This is a genomic window from Aeromonas sp. Marseille-Q5825 (assembly GCF_946892685.1).
Classification (GTDB): Bacteria; Pseudomonadota; Gammaproteobacteria; order Enterobacterales; family Aeromonadaceae; genus Aeromonas; species Aeromonas rivipollensis.
The window spans coordinates 67,067-85,085 of the sequence record NZ_CAMPOU010000008.1; the positions used below are offsets into that span (position 1 = coordinate 67,067).

Below are 18,019 nucleotides of genomic sequence, written 5' to 3' on the forward strand. Positions count from 1 at the left end.
TAAGGCCCCTTTCGGGGCCTTGTTGCTGTTGGCTGAGGATCAATGGTTTCCTTTCGCCTTGGCCGGAATGGACTCGTCGAATTCCGGCAGCGGTTTGTGCTCCGAGGCCAGGAAGGTGTAGATCACCGGCAGCACGAACAGGGTGAACAGGGTGCCTATGGCCAGACCCGCCACTATGACGATGCCGATGCTGAAGCGCTGGGCCGCACCCGCACCCGCCGCATAGAGCAGCGGGATCAGGCCGGCTATCATGGCCGCCGTGGTCATCAGGATGGGGCGCAGACGCACCTTGGCAGCCTGCATCACGGCCTGCATCCGGTTCATGCCGTGCAGCAGTTGCTCCTCCTTCGCCACCTCGCAGATCAGAATACCGTGCTTGGTAATCAGACCGACCAGGGTGATGAGGCCCACCTGGGAGTAGATGTTCATGGTGGCCAGGCCCCATGCCAGGGCAATCAGGGCCCCGCTGATGGCAAGGGGGACCGACACCATGATCACCAGGGGGTCACGCACCGACTCGAACTGGATGGCCAGCACCAGGAAGATGATGGCCAGGGCCAGGGCGAAGGTGGCGTAGAGTGCATTGCCCTCGGTCACGAACTGGCGGGCTTCCCCCATGAAGTCGTAGCGATAGCCTTGCGGCAGCTTCTCTTCGGCGGTGGTCTTGAACCAGTTGATCGCATCCCCCATGGCCACGCCGGGTGCCGGTACGGCGCCTATGGTGGCGGAATTCAGCTGGTTGAAGTGGGGCAGGGCGCGGGGCTCGCCAACCACTTCAATCTTGATCAAGCTGCCCAGCGGGATCGACTTGCCATCGGCGGCGCGCACGTAGTAACCCTTGATGGACTCGGGGTTGAGACGGTATTTGCGCTCCACCTGGGGGATCACCTCGTAGGAGCGGCCATCCAGATCGATCCGGTTGACGTAGCCGTCCGCCATCATGGTGCCCATGGTGGTACCTATGTCCTGCATGGTGATGCCGTAGGCACCGGCCTTGTCCTTGTCGATGCTGATCTTCATGGTGGCCGAGTCGTAGTTCAGATCGAGATCCGAATAGACGAACTGGCCGTTGGCCTGGGTCGCCGCCAGCATCTCACCCGCGATCAGGAACAGGCTTTCGAAGCTGTTCGGGGTGGTGATGACGAATTGGATAGGCAGACCGCTTGAGGCACCTGGCAGCTCGGGGAACTGGAAGGTGGTGATGGCCATCCCGGGGATGTCCTTCACCAGACCGGCCACCCGATCCAGCACCTCTTTCTGGCTCGCCTCACGCTGGCTCCAGGGCACCATGGAGGCGATGCCGAAGGCCTGGTTGGCGTTGAACACCCCGGAGAAGACCTGGGAGTAGGCGATCTCGGGCTGGTCATCCAGCACCTTGTTCACGTCCGCCATGGTGTTTTCGATGTAGTCCAGGTTGGCATTGGACGGTGCCGTCCCCAGCACGGCCATGACGCCCTTATCCTCGGACGGGGCCAGCTCGCTCGGGATGAACTTGAACAGCAGTGGCAGGCTGCCGAACACTATGACGGCGAACAGTATGACCACGATGCGGTGCTGCATGACAGCATGCAGCATGCTGTCGTAGCGGGCCGTCATCCGATCCAGCAGGTGATGCACAGTGCTTTCGAACTTGCTCGGGGTCTCGTTGGCCCTGAGCATCTTGGAGCACATCATGGGCGACAGGGTCAGGGCTATGATGCCGGAGACGAACACGGCCCCCGCCAGGGTCAGCGCGAACTCCTTGAACAGGGAGCCTGTGATGCCCCCCATCAGGGCGATAGGCGCGTACACCGCAGCCAGGGTCACCGTCATGGCGATGACCGGCACGGCGATCTCCCGGGTGCCTATGATGGCGGCCCTGAAGGGTTCTTCCCCCTCCTTGATGTGACGATCGACGTTCTCCAGCACCACTATGGCGTCATCCACCACCAGACCGATGGCGAGCACCATGGCCAGCAGTGTCATCAGGTTGATGGAGAAACCGAACATGTCCATCATCATCACCACGCCGATGAGACTCAGCGGTATTGTGATGATCGGGATGATGACGGCCCGGAAGGAGCCGAGGAACAGGGTGATCACCACCAGTACTATGGCGGCCGCCTCCAGTATGGTCTTGATGACCTCGTGGATGGACTCGTTGATGGCGATGGTGGAGTCATACAGGATGTTGACCTGCATGGTGCTCGGCATGTTGCTCTTCAGGCTCGGCAGCAGCTCCAGCACATCGTGGGCGATGTTGATGGGGTTGGCGGTCGGCGCGGCATTGATGGCCAAGACCACGGCTTCACGGCCGTTGGCGCTGGCGCGATAGATGTCGTGACTCTTCTCCAGCGACACCTTGGCGATGTCGGAGAGGCGGATCACCTTGCCATCCCGGGTCGCTACCACCAGACGCTTGAGCTCATCGGTATTGCTGACCTGGGTCTCGGCATTGCCGTTGAACAGGGTGAAATAGCCGGTGGCCTGACCGGTGGCGGACTGATAGTTGTTGCTGTTGAGCACCGTCATCACGTCGCTGGCGGTCAGGTCGAAGGCGGCCATCTTGGCCGGATCCAGCCACACCCGCAGGGCAAACTCGACCCCGCCGTAGAGGTCAACCTTGGATACCCCGCCCACGGTGAACAGCTGGGGCTTGATGACCCGCTCCAGGTAGTCGGTGATCTGGCTGGAGTTCAGCTCGGGGCTGGTGAAGCCCATGTAGAGCACCGCAGTGGTGGAACCCGTGGAGGAGGTGACCGAAGGGTCTTCCGCCTCTTTGGGCAACTGGGAGCGCACCGAGTTGACCTTGGCCAGGATGTCGGACAGCGCGGCGTTGGGGTCGGTGTTCAGCTTCATGTAGGCCGTGACCGTGGAGCTGCCCAGCTGGCTGGAGGAGGTCATGAAGTCGATGTTGTCGGCTTGCGCGACCGCCTGCTCCAGAGGCTGGGTGATGAAGCCCTGGATCAGATCCGAGCTGGCGCCATAGTAGCTGGTGTTGACCGTGATGACGGTGTTGATCACCTCGGGATATTCCCGCACCTGCATCTTGAAGATGGCCTGGAAGCCCAGCAGGGCTATCAGGAAGCTGAGCGAGATCGCCAGCACCGGCCGTTTTATGAATATGTCAGTAAATCGCATCGCAGATCTCCGCGCTTACAGCATCGGGGTTTGTGCCGGAACGGCAAGGGCATCGTTTTCGACCACGTGCACCTTGGTATCGTTGCTCAGGCGAACCTGACCCGACAGCACGATTTGATCGCCAGCCTTGATGCCGGACAACACATGGACATCATTGCCGCGACGCTCACCCGCCTTCACCACCACCTGCTTGGCGCGTTTCACGCCGTCTGCCTCGTGAATGACGTAGACGTTCTCGCCATAGAGGGTGAAGGAGATGGCAGACTGCGGGATCACAATCTGGTCTTTCACCGTGGGCAATATGATGCTGGCGCGGGCAAACATGCCGGAGCGCAGCTGACCGTCGTTGTTCGGGATGTTGGCTTGCACCTGGATCAGGCCGCTCTGGTAGTTGACGGCAGGTTCGATGGCGGTGATCTGGCCGTCAAACTGGGTCTGGGGATAGGCATCCACGTTGATCTTGACGGTCTGACCGAGGGAAATCTTGGAGATGTCGGTCTGGGGCACGGTGAAGCGCAGGCGCATCACGCTGGTGTCTTCCAGTCGCACTATCTCGGTACCGGGTTCCAGGTACTGACCGAGGAAGACGTTGCGCAGACCCACGACGCCACCGAAGGGGGCGCGGACTTCGCGGCGGGCTATGGTGCCCTTCAGGCTGTCGATGTCCGCTTCCAGTGAGCGATAAGCCGCTTCGGCATCATCCAGCTGATCCCGGGAGATGGAGTTCTTCTGGTACAGGTTCTGGTAGCGCTCGAACTTGGCACGAGCCGCAGGCAGCCTGGCCTGGGAGGCGTTCAGGTTGGCCTTCTCCACGCTGGAGTCCAGGCTCAGCAGCAGTTGATCCGCCTTGACCTGAGCCCCGGATTCGAAGCTGATCTTGTCTATGGTGCCCGCCAGCTCACTGGAAAGGGTGACCCCCTGGTTAGGCTCGATGAAGCCGATCGCCTCTATGGTGGGGACCCAGTCTTGCGCCTTGGTCACCATGGCGGTCACCGGGAACTCGGGCTCGGGTCGATTGGCCATGAACTCTGCAATCTTCTTCTGCTTGAACATATTGAAGCCGATGACACTGCCGAACAGGGCGAGTGCTATCAGCAACATGATGGCCATCCACTTTTTCATGAACAGGCTCCTGTGATGGAATAATTAGGGTTTAAAATGGCATTCCAGCTGGCCCGGATGACCGTCTCCAACTGTTCTTGCGTCAACTCAAATTCGTGAGCCTGGCGTTGTTGTACCAGGTTGACCACGCAGCTCAGGCTCAGGGCCTGCAGCACCAGAACGGGCAAATCGATGAACAGGCCTTGCTGGCGTCCCTGTTCGAAGAAACGCTCAAGTGGGGCCCATGTCGCCATTATGACCGGATCCCGTTCCAATTCAGCCCCCAATGGAGAACTTTCGTACTGCAATTTGCATTTCAGTACATTGGGATGGCTGGCAAAGAGGGCGTCGATATTGAGCCAGAGGCGTCGATACTGCCGATATGACACCTCTTCTATCTGCACATCTTCCATGACCAAGGGATGACACTTGAGAATGGTGTGCTGATAAAGCTGGCGGACAAGATCATCCTTGTCGCTGAAGTAGCGATAGATGGTGCCTGCCGCTACCTTGGCTTTCTTGGCAACCGCGGCGATGGAAAGGCCGTAGAAGCCCTGCTCGCCGAGGATTTCGTGCGCAGCCTCGAAAATCCGTTCTTTCTTATCCATGATGATCAGACTTCAGCGAGTGAATGAACGTTCATTCATTCTAGGTGGAGAGGAAAGCAAGTCAAGGGATGCCGGCCACTTTACTGCCAGAAGAGGATCCAAAAGCGGGCCGAGTGAGGACGTTTTTGGCCGAATGGCTGAAGAAGAGGTATAAAAGTGCACGAAAAGATTGAAAAACAAACACTTGAACCGTGGGGATAAAAAAAGAGTAGACAAGGTGGGCGCCATCATCAATAATGCGCCCCGTTCGACAGCGTAGCGCCCGTAGCTCAGCTGGATAGAGCGCTGCCCTCCGGAGGCAGAGGTCACAGGTTCGAATCCTGTCGGGCGCACCATCAAAGTGCGCCAGTTAAGCGGGCGTTGTTGTGGAACAAAACAGCTGTGGTGGCTGTAGCTCAGTTGGTAGAGTCCCGGATTGTGATTCCGGTTGTCGTGGGTTCGAGCCCCATCAGCCACCCCATTTTACAGCTTGTCAGGTATGCGAAGGTGGCGGAATTGGTAGACGCGCTAGCTTCAGGTGTTAGTGCCCCTCGGGTGTGAGGGTTCGAGTCCCTCTCTTCGCACCATACTTGCTGTATGACGAGGATGACCACATGGTCATCTTTGTATTTTGGAAATACCCATCGGTGATTAGCGCAGCCCGGTAGCGCATCTGGTTTGGGACCAGAGGGTCAAAGGTTCGAATCCTTTATCACCGACCACATTCTGAAAACCTCGCTTCGGCGGGGTTTTTGCTTTTCTGCGTATCCATCATTCCTCTGTCACCTCTTCTTACATTTCTGCAGGCGCCTGTTCGCCACGAGTTCGGTATGCTTGGCCGGGAGCCACCAGAATAGTGGACACCCGCGACCCATTCAGACACAGGCCTATGCATCATCATGCCCCTTCACATCCGATTGCTCGCCCTGATGGCACTGCTGCTCGGCGGCTGTGCCTTGCAGCCGAGACCTGAGACTCTTCTGCTGGGGGCCGCCCCCAGGTCAACGCCGGTTCCCCCGGCCACCCTGGTAACGGGCGGCGGCTTCTGCGTGGCCCTGAGCGAGCAGGGTAGCCTGCTCACCCAGACTTGCGATCAGAGCCCCCGCCAGCTGTTCACCTGGGATGCGGGGGCCTTGCAGCTGGCGCAGGGTTGCCTGATCGCCAGGGGGGATGACGGCCTCGCCGTGGGAGAGTGTCAGGACGACAGCCGTCAATGGCAGTGGCAGGGGGATAGACTGTTCAACCGGCAGGTTTCACTGTGTCTGGATGTGGCTGGTCGCCGCCACAGAGCCGCCGTGCCGCTACGACTGGCCGAGTGCTACGGTGGCGCCAATCAGAGCTTCACCTGGACGCCGACCGGCAGCCTGCTGGATCGCCTTGGCCTGCCTGGCCTCAGCGGATGAGACTCTTGACTGGGGTCACACTGGGTGGCATAGGGATTCCCATAGGCGCCATCGCAGGGGCCCTGAGCGGCGCTCTGGTCGGCGGTGCAACCGGTGGGGGGGGTCGGGCTATGGCTGGGTCGCACTCTGGATCGCCAGATCTCCCGGCAATACTGGTGCAAGGAGTGCAACCACAGCTTCAAACGATGAGGGCGCTCGCGCGCCATAGTGTCATGGCGATCCCGGGGAGATCGCCATGATGGCAGGGATCAGGCCGCGCCAGTCTGATTGATGGCGAACAGCTGCTCCAGATAGACGGCGACGCCATCCTCATCCGAACTCAGGGTTCTGTCGTGTTCGCTCAGGGCAAGCTTGAGACGATCATGGGCGTTGCCCATCACCACACCCCGGCCCACCATGCTCAGCATCTCGAAGTCGTTCATGCCATCACCGAAGGCGACCGCCTGGGACATCTCAAGCCCATGCTGCTCCAGCACGGCGCGCACGGCATTGCCCTTGTGTACCCCGGCGTGCATCACCTCGAGGCAATCCGGCAGGGAGAAGGTGACGTTGACTCGATCACCATAACGCTGGTTGAGCTCAGCCTCTATCTGCAGCAGCTTCTCGTGTTCGCCGATGTAGAACACCTTGTTGATCTTGTCCAGCGGGTGGCTGGCGAGATCGGTCAGGCGATAGCTGAAGCCGGAATCGTGATGGAACTGCAGCAGCCAGGGCATCTCCTCTTCCACCAGCCATTCATCGCCGTAGTAGACGTTGATGTGGATGGAGGGGTCGCGCTCCAGCGCGATCAACTCGGCCGCCACCGTGCTCGGCAGTGCCTGGTTGAAGACGAGCGTATCCTGCTTGTCGTGCACCACGGCGCCGTTGGAGGTGATGAGGTAGATATCCAGCCCCAGGGCATCGCGGATGCTGCGCACATCCACATGGTGACGGCCGGTGGCCACCACGAACTTGATCCCCTGATCGACCAGACGGTGCAGGGTATCCCGGGTGCGGGGGGAGATCTGGTGCTGCCCGTTGAGCAGGGTACCATCGAGATCGGACACAACTACCTTGAACATCATTACCTCGGCATCAGTGGAACGCCGGGGCAGTGTACCCCAGCGTCTTGCGTCACCCCATTTATTTAGGGATCCAAAAAATAACCAGTCCCGGGGTCTGTTGCCGTGCCGGAACAGGCCGCGCCTGGGTGGCAGGTGACGCCATTTTGGACACGGGACGCTGGCCACTCTCCTGGCAAGTCATGCAACTGGCCACTAGAAGCGGGCGAAGAAGTCCAGGGTCGCGGTCAGGGCAGGCAGACGTTGTGCATCGGCCTCGATAAACAGCTCGTGCCAGCCCCCCTCGATCCGCAGCGGCTTGCCCCCTTCACAACTGGCCCTGGTGCAGAACTCGTCCTGGGCCGCATTATCGACAATGCCGTCATCCCCCGCCTGGATCAGCAGCAGCGGCGTCTTGATCCTGTCTGCCTCCGCGATGGCGGCATCCCCGGCCTTGATACCCTCGCGGATCCAGTGCGCCGTCACCCCGCCCAGCTTGATCTGCGGACGCTGCTCATAGAGCTGGCGGAATGCCTGGTAGCGGGGCTCGCTGTGGCTCAGGCCGTTGTCGGTAAATTCATGGGAGACATAACCGCTCTGGCCCGGGCCATAGGGGGGCTCGCCCCACCAGCTGCCGACCGTATCCATGGTGGCCGCCAGTCCCTGGGCCAGCCACTTGGGCAGGCCGCCGAGGTTGATGCCCATCATGGGAGAGGAGAGCACGGCCGCCTTGATGTCGTCCGGCCAGCGCTCCAGATAGCGGGCCGAGATGGCGCCGCCCATGGAGTGGGCCAGCAAGAACAGCTTGGCAGGCTTGTCCGCCAGTATGACGTCGTCATGGAACTGCTTCAGATCCAGCACATAGTCGTCGAAGTCGGCGACATAGCCCTTCTCCTTGTCGGCCAGCAGGCGATCTGACAGCCCCTGGCCGCGATGGTCGATGAGGTAGAGGCTGTATCCCTGATGCCACAGATCCCAGGCCAGCTCCTGATACTTGAGGTAGCTTTCGACCCGGCCGTTGACGAGCAGTATGGCTCTGTCCACCTTGGCCTGGCGCAGGGCGGCATAGCGGATGGTCACCCCGTCCTTACCCTTGAACTCCCCTTCGACGGCATGGTCGCGCCAGAAGTCGGGCAGGGTCTGTTGATGGAGGGCGGGGACTTCGGCTTCCGTGGTCAGTTGATAGGGATTGGTCACGGCAAGGGCTCCGGCAGAAAACAGGGTCAGGGCCAGCAGGGCAGAAGATAACCGGTTCATGATGCGTACTCCTGTTGCCAATGCTGGTAGAGGGCTGGGATATCGCCCGAGCAGAGCAGGGGCATGGCCGCCTGCAGGCGGGGCAGGGGCCAGTTCCACCACTGCATGGCCTGCAGCATGGAGATCTGCTCATCTGTGAAGCGGCGACGGATGGGTTTGGCCGGGTTGCCGCCCACTATGGTGTAGGGGGCAACGTCTTTGGTGACGACGGCCCGGGTGGCAATGACGGCACCATCGCCTATGGTGATGCCGGGCATGATCATGGCTTCCAAGCCTATCCAGACGTCGTTGCCAACCTGGGTATCTCCCTTGCGCTGGAAGCCGTCGTGTACGCCATCACCGAAACGGGTGGCGTCGAAGGGGAAGGTAGAGGCCCAATCCAGCCGGTGGCCCTGATTGCCGGCCAGCATGAAGGTGGCACCCGAACCTATGGAGCAGAACTTGCCGATGATCAGGCGATCCACTTCGCCCCAGATGCCGCTCTCCCAGGTATCCCGGGTCGAGCCGTCACCCAGCAGATAGCGTACGCAGTGATCCTCGAACGGTTTGCCATGGTAGTAACCGGAATAGTAGCTGTAGTCGCCTGCCTCGATATTGGGGTTGCTGAGATGATCCCGTATGACCTGGGATTCCAGCCAGCTACCGAAGGGATTCTCCATCACTCCTCCTGCCACGCTTGATCTTCCTGTTGTGCGGCCCAGCCCTTGCGGGTCAGCTGCATCCGTTGCCACCAGGCCTCGTCCGCCAGGATCTCGCCAGCCGGGCCGAGCTGGGGATAGGGCATCTCTTTCTCTTTGCAGAGCTGGGCATAGATGGGGTAGCCCCCCTCGAACAGTATGCTGTTCTGCTCCTCCAGGTCGAGCGGGCAGCCGCGCTGATAGCAGCCGGCCAGCTCGCGCTGGCGCTGGGCTTCGTACAGGATGGCGGCGGCGGCCACGGAGACGTTGAGGGACTGCACCATGCCCACCATGGGGATGACGATATGGTGATCGGCCAGGGCCAGCGCCTCTTCCCCTATGCCGTGCTTCTCCTGGCCCACCAGGATGGCAGTCGGTTTGGTGTAGTCGATGGCGCGAAAGTCCACCGAGCTCTCCGAGAGATGGGTTGCCAGGATCTGCATGCCGGAGGCTTTCAGTTCGGCCACTGCGCTGCCTATGTCCGGGTGCAGCTTGACGTCGACCCAGTTCTGGCTGCCGCGGGCTGTGCCCTTGCGCTTGTGGATCCAGGTTTTGGGCCAGACGGCGTGGACCCGGTGAATGCCGATGGCATCGGCGGTGCGTACTATGGCGGCCAGGTTATGAGGCTTGTGGACCTCTTCCATACAGACAGTGAGATCGAGCTGGCGCTGGGCCAGCATGTCGGAGATCCGTTTAAAGCGTTCAGGAGTCATATCGGTTTCTATGCAGTGAGGCTTGTGCACTCTTCCCGTGCATGCAGACGGTCAAATCGAGTTGGCGTTGGGCCAGCATGTCGGAAATCCGCTTGAAGCGTTCGGGGGTCATGGCTTGTCTCTATAAAAGCATCAGGCGGCTCGCGCCGCCTGTGTGATCAGTTCTTCTGTCGACTCACCCTGAGCACATTGGGCATTACCCGGATCTTGCGCATTATGTTGGCAAGGTGGATGCGGCCCTTGGTGGTGATGAGCAGGGTGACCAGATAGACCCGGCCGTCCTTCTCTTCTGTGCTGATGGCGTGGATGTTGGCACCGGTGGCGGCAATCACGTTGGCCAGCTCCGCCAGGGCACCCTGGTGGTTGACGATCTCGATGCTGATGCCGGTGCGGAATTCCTGTTCCTGATCCTTGTCCACTTCCCACTGCACCGGCAGGTACTTGTCCGGCTCGCGGCTGTAGCCCTTGATGTTGCGGCAGGACTCCTGGTGAATGACCAGTCCCTTGCCCGGGCTGATGTGGGCGATGATGGCATCCCCCGGGATCGGACGACAGCAGTTCGCGAAGGTGACCAGCATGCCGTCGGCCCCCTTGATGGGCATCTTCTTGCTGCTGGATTTTGGCTGCTCTTCCGGCGGCAACTCGTCACCCAGCATGCGGCGGGCCACCATGACGCTCATGGCATTGCCAAGCCCCACATCGGCCAGCAGGCCCTGCAGGTTCTCGTGCTTGGTGTCGGCCAGCACCTGCTTGATGCGCGGCTCGGGTATGTCTTCGATGTTCTTGGCGCCGAGGGCATGGTTGAGCAGGCGACGGCCCAGCACCACAGACTCTTCGGTGCGCAGGTTCTTGAGGAACTGGCGGATCTTGGAGCGCGCCTTGGTGGTCACCACGAAGTTGAGCCAGGCCGCATTGGGGCGGGCGCCCGGTGCCGTGATGATCTCCACCGTCTGGCCCGAATGCAGCGGACTGCTCAGCGGATAGGGGTGACGGTCGACCCGGGAACCGACGCAGGCGTGACCGATGTCGGTGTGCACAGTGTAGGCGAAGTCCACCGGGGTGGCGCCGGCGGGCAGCTCCATGATGCGGCCCTCCGGAGTGAAGACGTAGATCTCGTCCGGGAAGAGGTCGGTCTTGACCCCCTCGATGAATTCGAACGAGCTGCCGGCGCTCTGCTGCAACTCCAGCAGGCTCTGCATCCAGCGCTGGGCGCGGATCTGGGCCGTGGTGCCCGAGCTGTCGCCATCCTGCTTGTAGGCCCAGTGGGCGGCGACACCCTTGTCGGCCATCTGATCCATGAACTCGGTGCGGATCTGCACCTCCACCGGCACCCCGTGAGGCCCCACCAAGGAGGTGTGCAGGGACTGGTAGCCATTGCTCTTGGGAATGGCGATGTAGTCTTTGAAGCGGCCGGGACGCGGCTTGTAGAGGCTGTGCATCTGCCCAAGCACCCGGTAACAGGTGTCTATGTCCTTCACCCTGACGCGGAAGGCGTAGATATCCATCACCTCATGGAACTGCAGCTCTTTCTTCTCCATCTTGTTGTAGATGGAGAACAGATTCTTCTCGCGACCGCTGACCTGGGCATCTATGCCGGCCTCGCGCAGGCGACCCTCAATCTCGCTCTCGATGGAGTCGATGATCTCGCGGCGATTGCCGCGGGCGCGGCGTACCGATTCCCGCAGCACCCGTGAACGCATGGGATAGAGCGCCTCGAAGCCCAGCTCTTCCAGCTCGTTCTTCATGGTGTGAATGCCGAGGCGGTTGGCGATGGGGGCGAAGATCTCGAGGGTTTCCCGGGCGATGCGGCGACGCTTGTCCGGCCGCAGTGAGCCTAGGGTGCGCATGTTGTGGGTGCGATCGGCGAGCTTGATCAGGATGACCCGGATGTCCTGGGTCATGGCCATCACCATCTTGCGAAAGTTCTCGGCCTGGGCTTCCTTGCGATCGCGGAACTTCAGCTTGTCGAGCTTGGAGACGCCGGATACCAGTTCGGCGACGGCGTTGCCGAACAGCTCGGCGAGATCGTCCTTGGTGACCGGGGTATCTTCGATGACGTCGTGCAGCACGGCGGCCATCAGGGTTTCGTGATCGAGTCGCATGTCGCCGAGAATGCGGGCAACGGCAACCGGGTGGGTGATATAGGGCTCGCCGCTGGAACGCATCTGTCCCTGGTGAGCGTCACGGGCCACCACATAGGCTTGCCTGAGCTTCTCAACCTGCTCTGAAGGCAGGTAGGAACTGGCTATTTCTTTAAGGTTTTCAAATAAATACAAGACAGTCCCCGCAGCGGTGAAACGACAATCCGTGGAATTGAGGGTATGCCCTCGAGTTTGCGAGGTTTTCGAGCGGTTGTAAATGGGAAGAACAGTCGGCACCCGGGCGGGCGCCGACTATGAGAAATAACTGACTTAACCGCGGCCTTCGGCGATGGCAGCAACGGCAGCCAGCTCGGCGGCTTCCTGCTCTTGCTGCTCGTAGCGGTCCTGGGTATCCATCACCTGGTTGTTGACCAGACCCAGTTCGATCTCGCGCAGGGCGATCACGGTCGGCTTGTCGTTCTCTTCGTCGACCAGGGGATCTTTGCCTTGTACCGCGATTTGACGGGCGCGGCGTGCGGCGACCAGCACCAGGTCAAAACGGTTACCTACCTGTTTTACAGCATCTTCTACAGTAACGCGTGCCATGCAGGACTCCAGTGTTTGGGCTTTCTGTGTTTGAAAAAGCAGTGTTTAAAAATGACGCAAAAGTTTACTTGTTTTTGGCCTATTCTGCCAGTAGCTGTTGCAGCAAGTTTTGTTGGGCCTGCTGCTGCTGGCGCAATTCCAGCCGCTGGCACTCTATGATGGCCCTGAGCTGGAACAGCGCCTGCTCAAAGTCTTCATTGATAATGACATAGTCATACTCGTCGTAGTGCACCATTTCGGCAATGGCTTTCGCCATCCGGCCGGCGATCACTTCGCTGCTGTCCTGGCCGCGGCCGATCAGGCGGCGCTCCAGCTCCTCCCGGCTCGGGGGCAGGATGAAGATGGACTTGGTCGGCATCTGCTCGCGGATCTGGCGGGCGCCCTGCCAGTCGATGTCGAGGAAGACGTCGATGCCCCTGGCCAGACAGGCCTCGATGGCGGCGCGGGAGGTGCCGTAGTAGTTGCCGAACACCTCTGCCCACTCCAGAAAATCGCCCCGCTCGATCAGTGCCTTGAACTCTTCCACCTGCACGAAGTGGTAGTGCACCCCGTGCTCTTCGCCGGGGCGAGTGGCGCGTGTGGTGTGGGAGACGGAGAGCTGCATCTTGCCGGCGTCGTTGTGCTGGGTCAGCAAGGCATTGAGCAGGCTGGACTTACCGGCCCCGCTCGGGGAGGAGATGATATAGAGAGTGCCTTGTTGCGCCATGTCTGTACCTTTAAGCGATGACCCGTGTTTTGGTTGTAGCAGAGGCTGCCGTCATGTGCCCGAAAGGGAGACAGTCGCTCGCAAAACGCGGGAAATTCTTGAGTCGGGAGGTTGTAAAGGCGGCGAATGTTAGCAGATGGGGGCGGATAAAAAAACGGCCGGAATCATATTCCAGCCGATCAAAGTATTCGTTGCTTGCTGCGGGAGCGTTACCCACATCGGCCGCTATTCTGCCCCCGGCACTCGGCTTGGGCCATCAGATTATCCCTGCCTCAGGGCTCGGAATTTCCGAGTTGCCCCTCAGCCCGGCAGCTGGCGCTCGGCACAGAGCCGATCGAAGGCGGCGATGACACGTTCGCTGGTTATCTTGCGCATGGCGTCCGGATCCTTGAGGCGGGTACGCCAGTCGAGCGCCGCCAGCGGCTTGCCGGTCTCCTGTTCGATCAGTTCCTGATAGACGCTGACTGCGTAGTCGCGGCACAGATAGGGGCCGGTGCGATCCGGATTGTGATGGGCGTAGAGGCCGATCACCGGGGTGCCCACCAGGGTCGCCATGTGGGTGGGGCCGGTATCGGGGGCCAGTACCAGGCTGGCTTCCTTGATGAGCGCCAGCAGTTGCTTGAGGTTGGTCTGCCCCACCAGATCCACCGGCTTGCTCTGGCTCAGGCGCTGGATGTCGGCGGCCAGATCCCGCTCCAGTTTGGCCGGCCCGCCGCAGAGGTAGACCTGAAACCCTTTGCTGGCAGCGTGATCCGCCAGGGCGGCATAGCCTTCGGCGGTCCAGTTCTTGAACGCCTTGCTGGCGGCTGCGCAGATGAGCAGGGTCGGTTTGCCGTCTATCTTCTCCCTGGCCCAGGCCTGATGCTCGGCGCTGATGGGCAGTTGCCAGTCCGGGGTCAGATCCTGGATGCCAAGTTCCCTGGCGAAGGCGAGAAAGCCATCCAGCACATGGGGGGAGGCGGGGGACGGCACTTGATGGTTGGTGAACAGCCACTGGCCGTCGTTGGCCCGCGCTTTGTCGAACCCGAGTTTGAGCTTGGCCCTGATGCCGAGGGTGGCGATGCTGGCCCGCAGGGCCGCCTGCAGGTGGAGCAGGGCATCGAATTTGCGCCCCTTGAGGGTGCGCCAGAGATCGCGGTAGCCACGCCAGCCCTTGCTCTTGTCGAAGGGGATCACCTCGACCCCGGGCAGATCGGCAAACAGGGTCGCCTCTATCTTGCCGGTAATCCAGGTGATGCGAGTCTCTGGCCAGGCCCGCTGGATGACGCGCACCAGCGCCAGCGCATGGCAGCAATCCCCGATGGCGGAGAGCCGCAGGATGCAGATAGAGGAGGGCGGCGTTTGGAACAGCGGCATGATGTGGCGCAATGGTGGCAAAATGGATGGATGGCATTATGCAAACTCCCTTGTGGATTGTAAAATTGCGCCAGCTGCCCGACCGGCACAGTCCCCATGACGGGATGCATTGCGCCCCACTATCGACCGGAATACTCATGATGCTGACACAGACCGCCCACAACCAGATCTGCTGGTATGCCGAAGGCGCCTTCCGCGACCCTTCCCCCGCGTTGTTCGATCCGGCCTGGTGGCAGACCCATCGGCAGGTGGTGGGCTCCGCCATAGGTCGCGGGGTGACCTGGTTCGTGAAGGATGAGTCGCGCCACCTGGTGCTGCGCCACTATTATCGCGGCGGCATGGTGGGCAAGCTGGTACGGGATCGCTTCTGGTTCGAAGGGGTCGAATCGAGCCGCGCCATGGCCGAATACCGTCTGCTGGCCCAGCTGAGCGAGCAGGGCTTGCCGGTGCCACGGCCATTCGCGGCCCGCATGGTCAAGCAGGGGCCCTTCTATCGCGCCGACATCCTGATCGAGCGCATCCGCGGCGCCAAGGATCTGGTGGCCCTGCTCAAGCAGGGGCCGCTCGCCGACGAGGTGTGGCACAGGGTGGGTCAGACGGTGCGCCGGCTGCACGAGGCCGGGGTCTATCACGCCGATCTCAACAGCCACAACCTGCTGCTCGACAAGGAGGGCAAGGTATGGGTAATCGATTTTGACAAGGGGGCTATCCGCTCCCCCGGCAGCTGGCAGCAGGCCAATCTGGAGCGGCTGCAGCGCTCCTTCAGCAAAGAGTCCCAGCTGCATACCAGCTTCCATTTCGTGCCGGAGAACTGGCAGGCACTGATGGCGGGCTATCAAGGCAAGACGGACTGAGCTCGGCCTCCACTTAGTGTCTGGAGGTTGGCAGGCTCTGATGAAGGGCTATCAAGGCTGAGGGAGTCGCTGGGGCGGATGAGAGGGCACCAGGGAAAAGCGAGTTGACGCTGTTGCTCGGCGCAATCGCCAATGTTACTTATTGAATGTTGCTGTCTGGGCAGACAGTCAGATCCGGTGTCGAGGCGCGTGATGGAAAGGTATGAGACTCCCGGGGTTGAGGTCATTACCCCGCTAGAGGTGACGCTGAAGGCAGAAGCCATGGCGATGCTGGAGGCCGGGATCTGGACCTGGTCGGCCGAACAGGGCCTGAGGCGCGATCCTTCCTGCCTGCAACTGCTGGGGCTGGCGGGGAACGAGCTGGATGATCTCGGCTGGCTGGCACGGGTGCACCCGGATGATGGACCCCGCCTGGGGGAAGCCATCGACGCCTGTCGGGAGGGGCGCAGCAGCGGGTTGCGGCTCGAGTACCGTATCTTGCACCATCAGGGTCACTACATCCGGCTGGAGGAGCGGGTGCGCCGTGACGAAGGGGGCCAGCTGCTGGGGGTGGTGCGCCATTTGGATGCGGCCATGCCCCAGCTGGACGATCGTCACGACACCGATCCCCTCACCGGGCTCGAGAGCCGCAGTCACTTCGAGTCGCTGCTGGACGAGCGGCTGGCCAGCGAGAGCGGCAGCTTCTGCCTGCTGCAGTTCACCGTGGATCACCGCAGCAAGATATTGCAGCTGTTTGGTGAGGCCGCCTGTGACGCCATGCTGGCCAAGCTGGCCCGCATAGTGCGCCGCGAATTGCGGCGGGAAGATCCCTTCGCCCGCTGGGACGAGGACGGTTTCATCCTGATGCTGTCCCAGACAGATCGGCTGAGCGGCCTCGAGATTGCCGAACGGCTGCGTCTCGAGATCGCCGATGCCAGCCTGCTGCCCGAGCGGCCGGTGACCGTCAGCATAGGCCTGGTGCAGAGCCAGAACGCCGAGCAGCTCGATCACCTGCTGGCCCGGCTGGCCTCCTGCCACGGCCAGGCCAGACGGGAACGCAACGCAGTAGTTGGCTGATTTTTAGTCAGTGCTCACTCACCCGCGGATGCCTGTGGGTCAAAGGAGGGCTGCACCCTCAGGCCTGGCGGTCGGTGGTTCGTCACTCCGTGCTACGCGCCGGCTGGCGCTGGCAGACCCAGAGGGAGGCCAGCATCAGCAGGGCGCCGAGGCTGAGCCTGAACAGATCCGTATCCTTGCCCCAGAGCACCAGATTGACCAGCAGACCGGCGGGGATCAGGGCGTTGTTCATGATGGCCAGCACGCCGCTGCTGACCAGGGTGGCCCCCTTGTTCCACAGGAAGTAGCCGAGCCCGGATGCCCCCACCCCCAGCCAGAGCAGTATGCCCCACTGCAATCCACTCGTCGGGTATTGCGGTTGGCCCAGCAGCCACCAGGCGGGCAGGGCGACCACCAGGGCCCCCAGATAGAAGCAGCCGAACACAGCCAGCTGGGGCGGTTGCTGCGCTTCTCGGGCCAGCAGCACCTTGTAACCCACCTGGCCCAGGGCGAAGCAGAGGTTGGCTCCCTGCACCACCAGGAACCCCATCACATAGCTCTCGGTCAGGCCGTCGAAGCGGATGACGGCCGCCCCCAGCACCGCCAGCAGCGCCCCCCACAGGTAGGTCGGCTTGAAGCGCCCCTCCAGCAGATCGTGGATCAGGGTGACGTAGATGGGGGTGAAGATGGTGAACACCAGCACTTCCGGCACCGTCAGCAGCAGGAAGGAGTGGTAATAGAAGAGATACATGATGCCGAGCTGAATGGCGCCGAGTGCCATCAGCTTGATGACCAGATCGGGGCGCAGCCAGCGGCGGCGCAGGAAGGGCAGGAACACCAGGCTGGCGAGGGCGATGCGGGTCAGCACCGAGAAGTAGGCGTCCACCTGGCCGGCGAGGTAGACCCCGATCAGGCTGAAGGAGAAGGACCAGAGCAGGGTAACCCCTATCAAGTAGTTCATGTGATTGAATTGTCGTCAGTTGTCAATTTGGAGGGCGCTATGATGGCCGAGTTGGAAAGCGCGATCCAGCGTTTATGGGAGCAGTTGCCACAGATTGGCGCTTTTGCCTTCGAGGCGAGCAACGGGGCGGGTTCCGCGACCGACTGGAACGGCCGTGGCGAGGGAGGGGTGCGGGTGACCGATCATCAGGGTGGCTGGCTCTTTACGGAGCAGGGGCGCTACACCACGCCCCATGGCCGGGTACTCACCATGCACAACAGCTTCTGGTGGCAGCGCGGCGAGCGGGGGATCAGCCTCTCCCACCTGCGCCACCAGGCGCCGGTGCTGCTGTTCGAGCTGTTGCCCCAGGGGGATGGCCGCTGGCTTACCGCCGAGGCGCACCTGTGCGGTCAGGATCACTACAGCGCCGAGCTGACGCAGACCGATGGCGGTTTTCTGCTGGGCTGGGAGATCAGGGGGCCACGGAAGAACGAGCGGCTCAGCTACCGCTACTGGTCGGAGGGCGGGAAACCGGCATAAAAA

General features: G+C 61.4%; 16 protein-coding genes and 4 tRNA genes. 8 read left to right on the forward strand and 12 right to left on the reverse strand.

The genetic code is table 11. The features are described from left to right. Positions 1 to 39 precede the first annotated feature (39 nt). Genes OC537_RS19970 through OC537_RS19980 form a run of 3 tightly spaced genes read right to left on the reverse strand, consistent with a single transcriptional unit; the run spans position 40 to position 4,829 of the window. A complete protein-coding gene (locus OC537_RS19970; protein WP_262113885.1) occupies positions 40 to 3,120 on the reverse strand; it encodes a multidrug efflux RND transporter permease subunit in 3,081 nt (1,026 codons plus the stop codon). A gap of 15 nt (positions 3,121 to 3,135) precedes the next feature. Beyond that, positions 3,136 to 4,242 (reverse strand): efflux RND transporter periplasmic adaptor subunit, encoded by a 1,107-nt coding sequence (locus OC537_RS19975; RefSeq protein ID WP_106885359.1) that lies wholly within the window; start codon positions 4,240 to 4,242, stop codon positions 3,136 to 3,138. Continuing rightward, on the reverse strand, positions 4,239 to 4,829 hold the full coding sequence (locus OC537_RS19980; RefSeq protein ID WP_106885358.1) for a TetR/AcrR family transcriptional regulator: 591 nt from the start codon (positions 4,827 to 4,829) through the stop codon (positions 4,239 to 4,241). The genes OC537_RS19975 and OC537_RS19980 overlap by 4 nt, the downstream gene beginning before the upstream one ends. 258 nt (positions 4,830 to 5,087) lie before the next feature. Between OC537_RS19980 and OC537_RS19985 the strand changes: the two genes are divergently transcribed. The 5 genes from OC537_RS19985 (at position 5,088) to OC537_RS20005 (ending at position 6,211) form a co-directional block, all read left to right on the forward strand. Further along, a tRNA-Arg gene (locus tag OC537_RS19985) sits at positions 5,088 to 5,164 on the forward strand. Between the two features lie 49 nt (positions 5,165 to 5,213). Continuing rightward, positions 5,214 to 5,289: transfer RNA gene (locus tag OC537_RS19990), tRNA-His, on the forward strand. A gap of 20 nt (positions 5,290 to 5,309) precedes the next feature. After that, positions 5,310 to 5,395 (forward strand) — tRNA-Leu (locus tag OC537_RS19995). 58 nt (positions 5,396 to 5,453) lie between these two features. Beyond that, positions 5,454 to 5,530: transfer RNA gene (locus OC537_RS20000), tRNA-Pro, on the forward strand. A 177-nt stretch (positions 5,531 to 5,707) separates the two neighbouring features. Beyond that, positions 5,708 to 6,211: an RICIN domain-containing protein gene (locus tag OC537_RS20005; protein ID WP_262113888.1), complete on the forward strand. Its 504-nt coding sequence runs from the start codon at positions 5,708 to 5,710 to the stop codon at positions 6,209 to 6,211. Between the two features lie 248 nt (positions 6,212 to 6,459). Here the strand turns inward: OC537_RS20005 and OC537_RS20010 are convergent, their stop codons facing one another. The 8 genes from OC537_RS20010 to OC537_RS20045 form a co-directional block, all read right to left on the reverse strand. Beyond that, positions 6,460 to 7,272 (reverse strand): Cof-type HAD-IIB family hydrolase, encoded by an 813-nt coding sequence (locus OC537_RS20010; RefSeq protein ID WP_106887822.1) that lies wholly within the window; start codon positions 7,270 to 7,272, stop codon positions 6,460 to 6,462. Positions 7,273 to 7,467: 195 nt separating this feature from the next. Then, the gene (locus tag OC537_RS20015; protein WP_262113891.1) at positions 7,468 to 8,508 is read right to left on the reverse strand and encodes an alpha/beta fold hydrolase; all 1,041 of its coding nucleotides are present in this window, start codon (positions 8,506 to 8,508) and stop codon (positions 7,468 to 7,470) included. Further along, on the reverse strand, positions 8,505 to 9,167 hold the full coding sequence (locus tag OC537_RS20020; RefSeq protein ID WP_262113893.1) for a CatB-related O-acetyltransferase: 663 nt from the start codon (positions 9,165 to 9,167) through the stop codon (positions 8,505 to 8,507). The genes OC537_RS20015 and OC537_RS20020 overlap by 4 nt, the downstream gene beginning before the upstream one ends. Beyond that, positions 9,167 to 9,898, reverse strand: a complete 732-nt coding sequence (gene trmH, locus OC537_RS20025) for a tRNA (guanosine(18)-2'-O)-methyltransferase TrmH (RefSeq protein WP_167402194.1) — start codon at positions 9,896 to 9,898, stop codon at positions 9,167 to 9,169. The genes OC537_RS20020 and trmH overlap by 1 nt, the downstream gene beginning before the upstream one ends. Before the next feature lie 158 nt (positions 9,899 to 10,056). Next, positions 10,057 to 12,174 (reverse strand): bifunctional GTP diphosphokinase/guanosine-3',5'-bis pyrophosphate 3'-pyrophosphohydrolase, encoded by a 2,118-nt coding sequence (gene spoT, locus OC537_RS20030; RefSeq protein ID WP_139745084.1) that lies wholly within the window; start codon positions 12,172 to 12,174, stop codon positions 10,057 to 10,059. Positions 12,175 to 12,309: 135 nt separating this feature from the next. Next, the gene (rpoZ, locus tag OC537_RS20035; RefSeq protein WP_005307060.1) at positions 12,310 to 12,585 is read right to left on the reverse strand and encodes a DNA-directed RNA polymerase subunit omega; all 276 of its coding nucleotides are present in this window, start codon (positions 12,583 to 12,585) and stop codon (positions 12,310 to 12,312) included. Positions 12,586 to 12,664: 79 nt separating this feature from the next. Next, positions 12,665 to 13,291: a guanylate kinase gene (gmk, locus tag OC537_RS20040; protein ID WP_106885352.1), complete on the reverse strand. Its 627-nt coding sequence runs from the start codon at positions 13,289 to 13,291 to the stop codon at positions 12,665 to 12,667. Between the two features lie 300 nt (positions 13,292 to 13,591). Continuing rightward, positions 13,592 to 14,647 (reverse strand): glycosyltransferase family 9 protein, encoded by a 1,056-nt coding sequence (locus OC537_RS20045; RefSeq protein ID WP_262113898.1) that lies wholly within the window; start codon positions 14,645 to 14,647, stop codon positions 13,592 to 13,594. Between the two features lie 140 nt (positions 14,648 to 14,787). Here OC537_RS20045 and OC537_RS20050 point away from each other — a divergent pair, with 140 nt between their 5' ends. Continuing rightward, the gene (locus OC537_RS20050) at positions 14,788 to 15,501 is read left to right on the forward strand and encodes a 3-deoxy-D-manno-octulosonic acid kinase (protein ID WP_262113928.1); all 714 of its coding nucleotides are present in this window, start codon (positions 14,788 to 14,790) and stop codon (positions 15,499 to 15,501) included. Positions 15,502 to 15,693: 192 nt separating this feature from the next. Continuing rightward, entirely contained in the window at positions 15,694 to 16,557 is an 864-nt protein-coding gene (locus OC537_RS20055) for a GGDEF domain-containing protein (RefSeq protein WP_262113900.1), read from the forward strand. Between the two features lie 82 nt (positions 16,558 to 16,639). Here the strand turns inward: OC537_RS20055 and OC537_RS20060 are convergent, their stop codons facing one another. Then, positions 16,640 to 17,497, reverse strand: coding sequence for a carboxylate/amino acid/amine transporter (locus tag OC537_RS20060; protein WP_262113901.1), 858 nt, complete (start codon positions 17,495 to 17,497; stop codon positions 16,640 to 16,642). Positions 17,498 to 17,539: 42 nt separating this feature from the next. On the opposite strand from OC537_RS20060, the gene OC537_RS20065 reads away from it, so the two are divergent. Continuing rightward, complete coding sequence (locus OC537_RS20065) at positions 17,540 to 18,016, forward strand: DUF6314 family protein (RefSeq protein ID WP_262113930.1); 477 nt, start codon at positions 17,540 to 17,542, stop codon at positions 18,014 to 18,016. The last annotated feature ends 3 nt before the right edge of the window (positions 18,017 to 18,019 follow it).

Bases quoted from the DNA above. Each gene is read 5' to 3' on its own strand.
- OC537_RS20050 (WP_262113928.1), top strand. From the start codon at position 14,788: ATGCTGACACAGACCGCCCACAACCAGATCTGCTGGTATGCCGAAGGC.
- OC537_RS20005 (WP_262113888.1), top strand. From the start codon at position 5,708: ATGCCCCTTCACATCCGATTGCTCGCCCTGATGGCACTGCTGCTCGGC.
- OC537_RS20015 (WP_262113891.1), bottom strand. From the start codon at position 8,508: ATGAACCGGTTATCTTCTGCCCTGCTGGCCCTGACCCTGTTTTCTGCC.
- rpoZ (WP_005307060.1), bottom strand. From the start codon at position 12,585: ATGGCACGCGTTACTGTAGAAGATGCTGTAAAACAGGTAGGTAACCGT.
- OC537_RS20055 (WP_262113900.1), top strand. From the start codon at position 15,694: ATGGAAAGGTATGAGACTCCCGGGGTTGAGGTCATTACCCCGCTAGAG.
- OC537_RS20065 (WP_262113930.1), top strand. From the start codon at position 17,540: ATGGCCGAGTTGGAAAGCGCGATCCAGCGTTTATGGGAGCAGTTGCCA.
- OC537_RS19975 (WP_106885359.1), bottom strand. From the start codon at position 4,242: ATGAAAAAGTGGATGGCCATCATGTTGCTGATAGCACTCGCCCTGTTC.
- OC537_RS20045 (WP_262113898.1), bottom strand. From the start codon at position 14,647: ATGCCGCTGTTCCAAACGCCGCCCTCCTCTATCTGCATCCTGCGGCTC.
- gmk (WP_106885352.1), bottom strand. From the start codon at position 13,291: ATGGCGCAACAAGGCACTCTCTATATCATCTCCTCCCCGAGCGGGGCC.
- OC537_RS20010 (WP_106887822.1), bottom strand. From the start codon at position 7,272: ATGTTCAAGGTAGTTGTGTCCGATCTCGATGGTACCCTGCTCAACGGG.
- OC537_RS19970 (WP_262113885.1), bottom strand. From the start codon at position 3,120: ATGCGATTTACTGACATATTCATAAAACGGCCGGTGCTGGCGATCTCG.
- OC537_RS19980 (WP_106885358.1), bottom strand. From the start codon at position 4,829: ATGGATAAGAAAGAACGGATTTTCGAGGCTGCGCACGAAATCCTCGGC.
- trmH (WP_167402194.1), bottom strand. From the start codon at position 9,898: ATGACTCCTGAACGCTTTAAACGGATCTCCGACATGCTGGCCCAGCGC.
- OC537_RS20060 (WP_262113901.1), bottom strand. From the start codon at position 17,497: ATGAACTACTTGATAGGGGTTACCCTGCTCTGGTCCTTCTCCTTCAGC.
- OC537_RS20020 (WP_262113893.1), bottom strand. From the start codon at position 9,167: ATGGAGAATCCCTTCGGTAGCTGGCTGGAATCCCAGGTCATACGGGAT.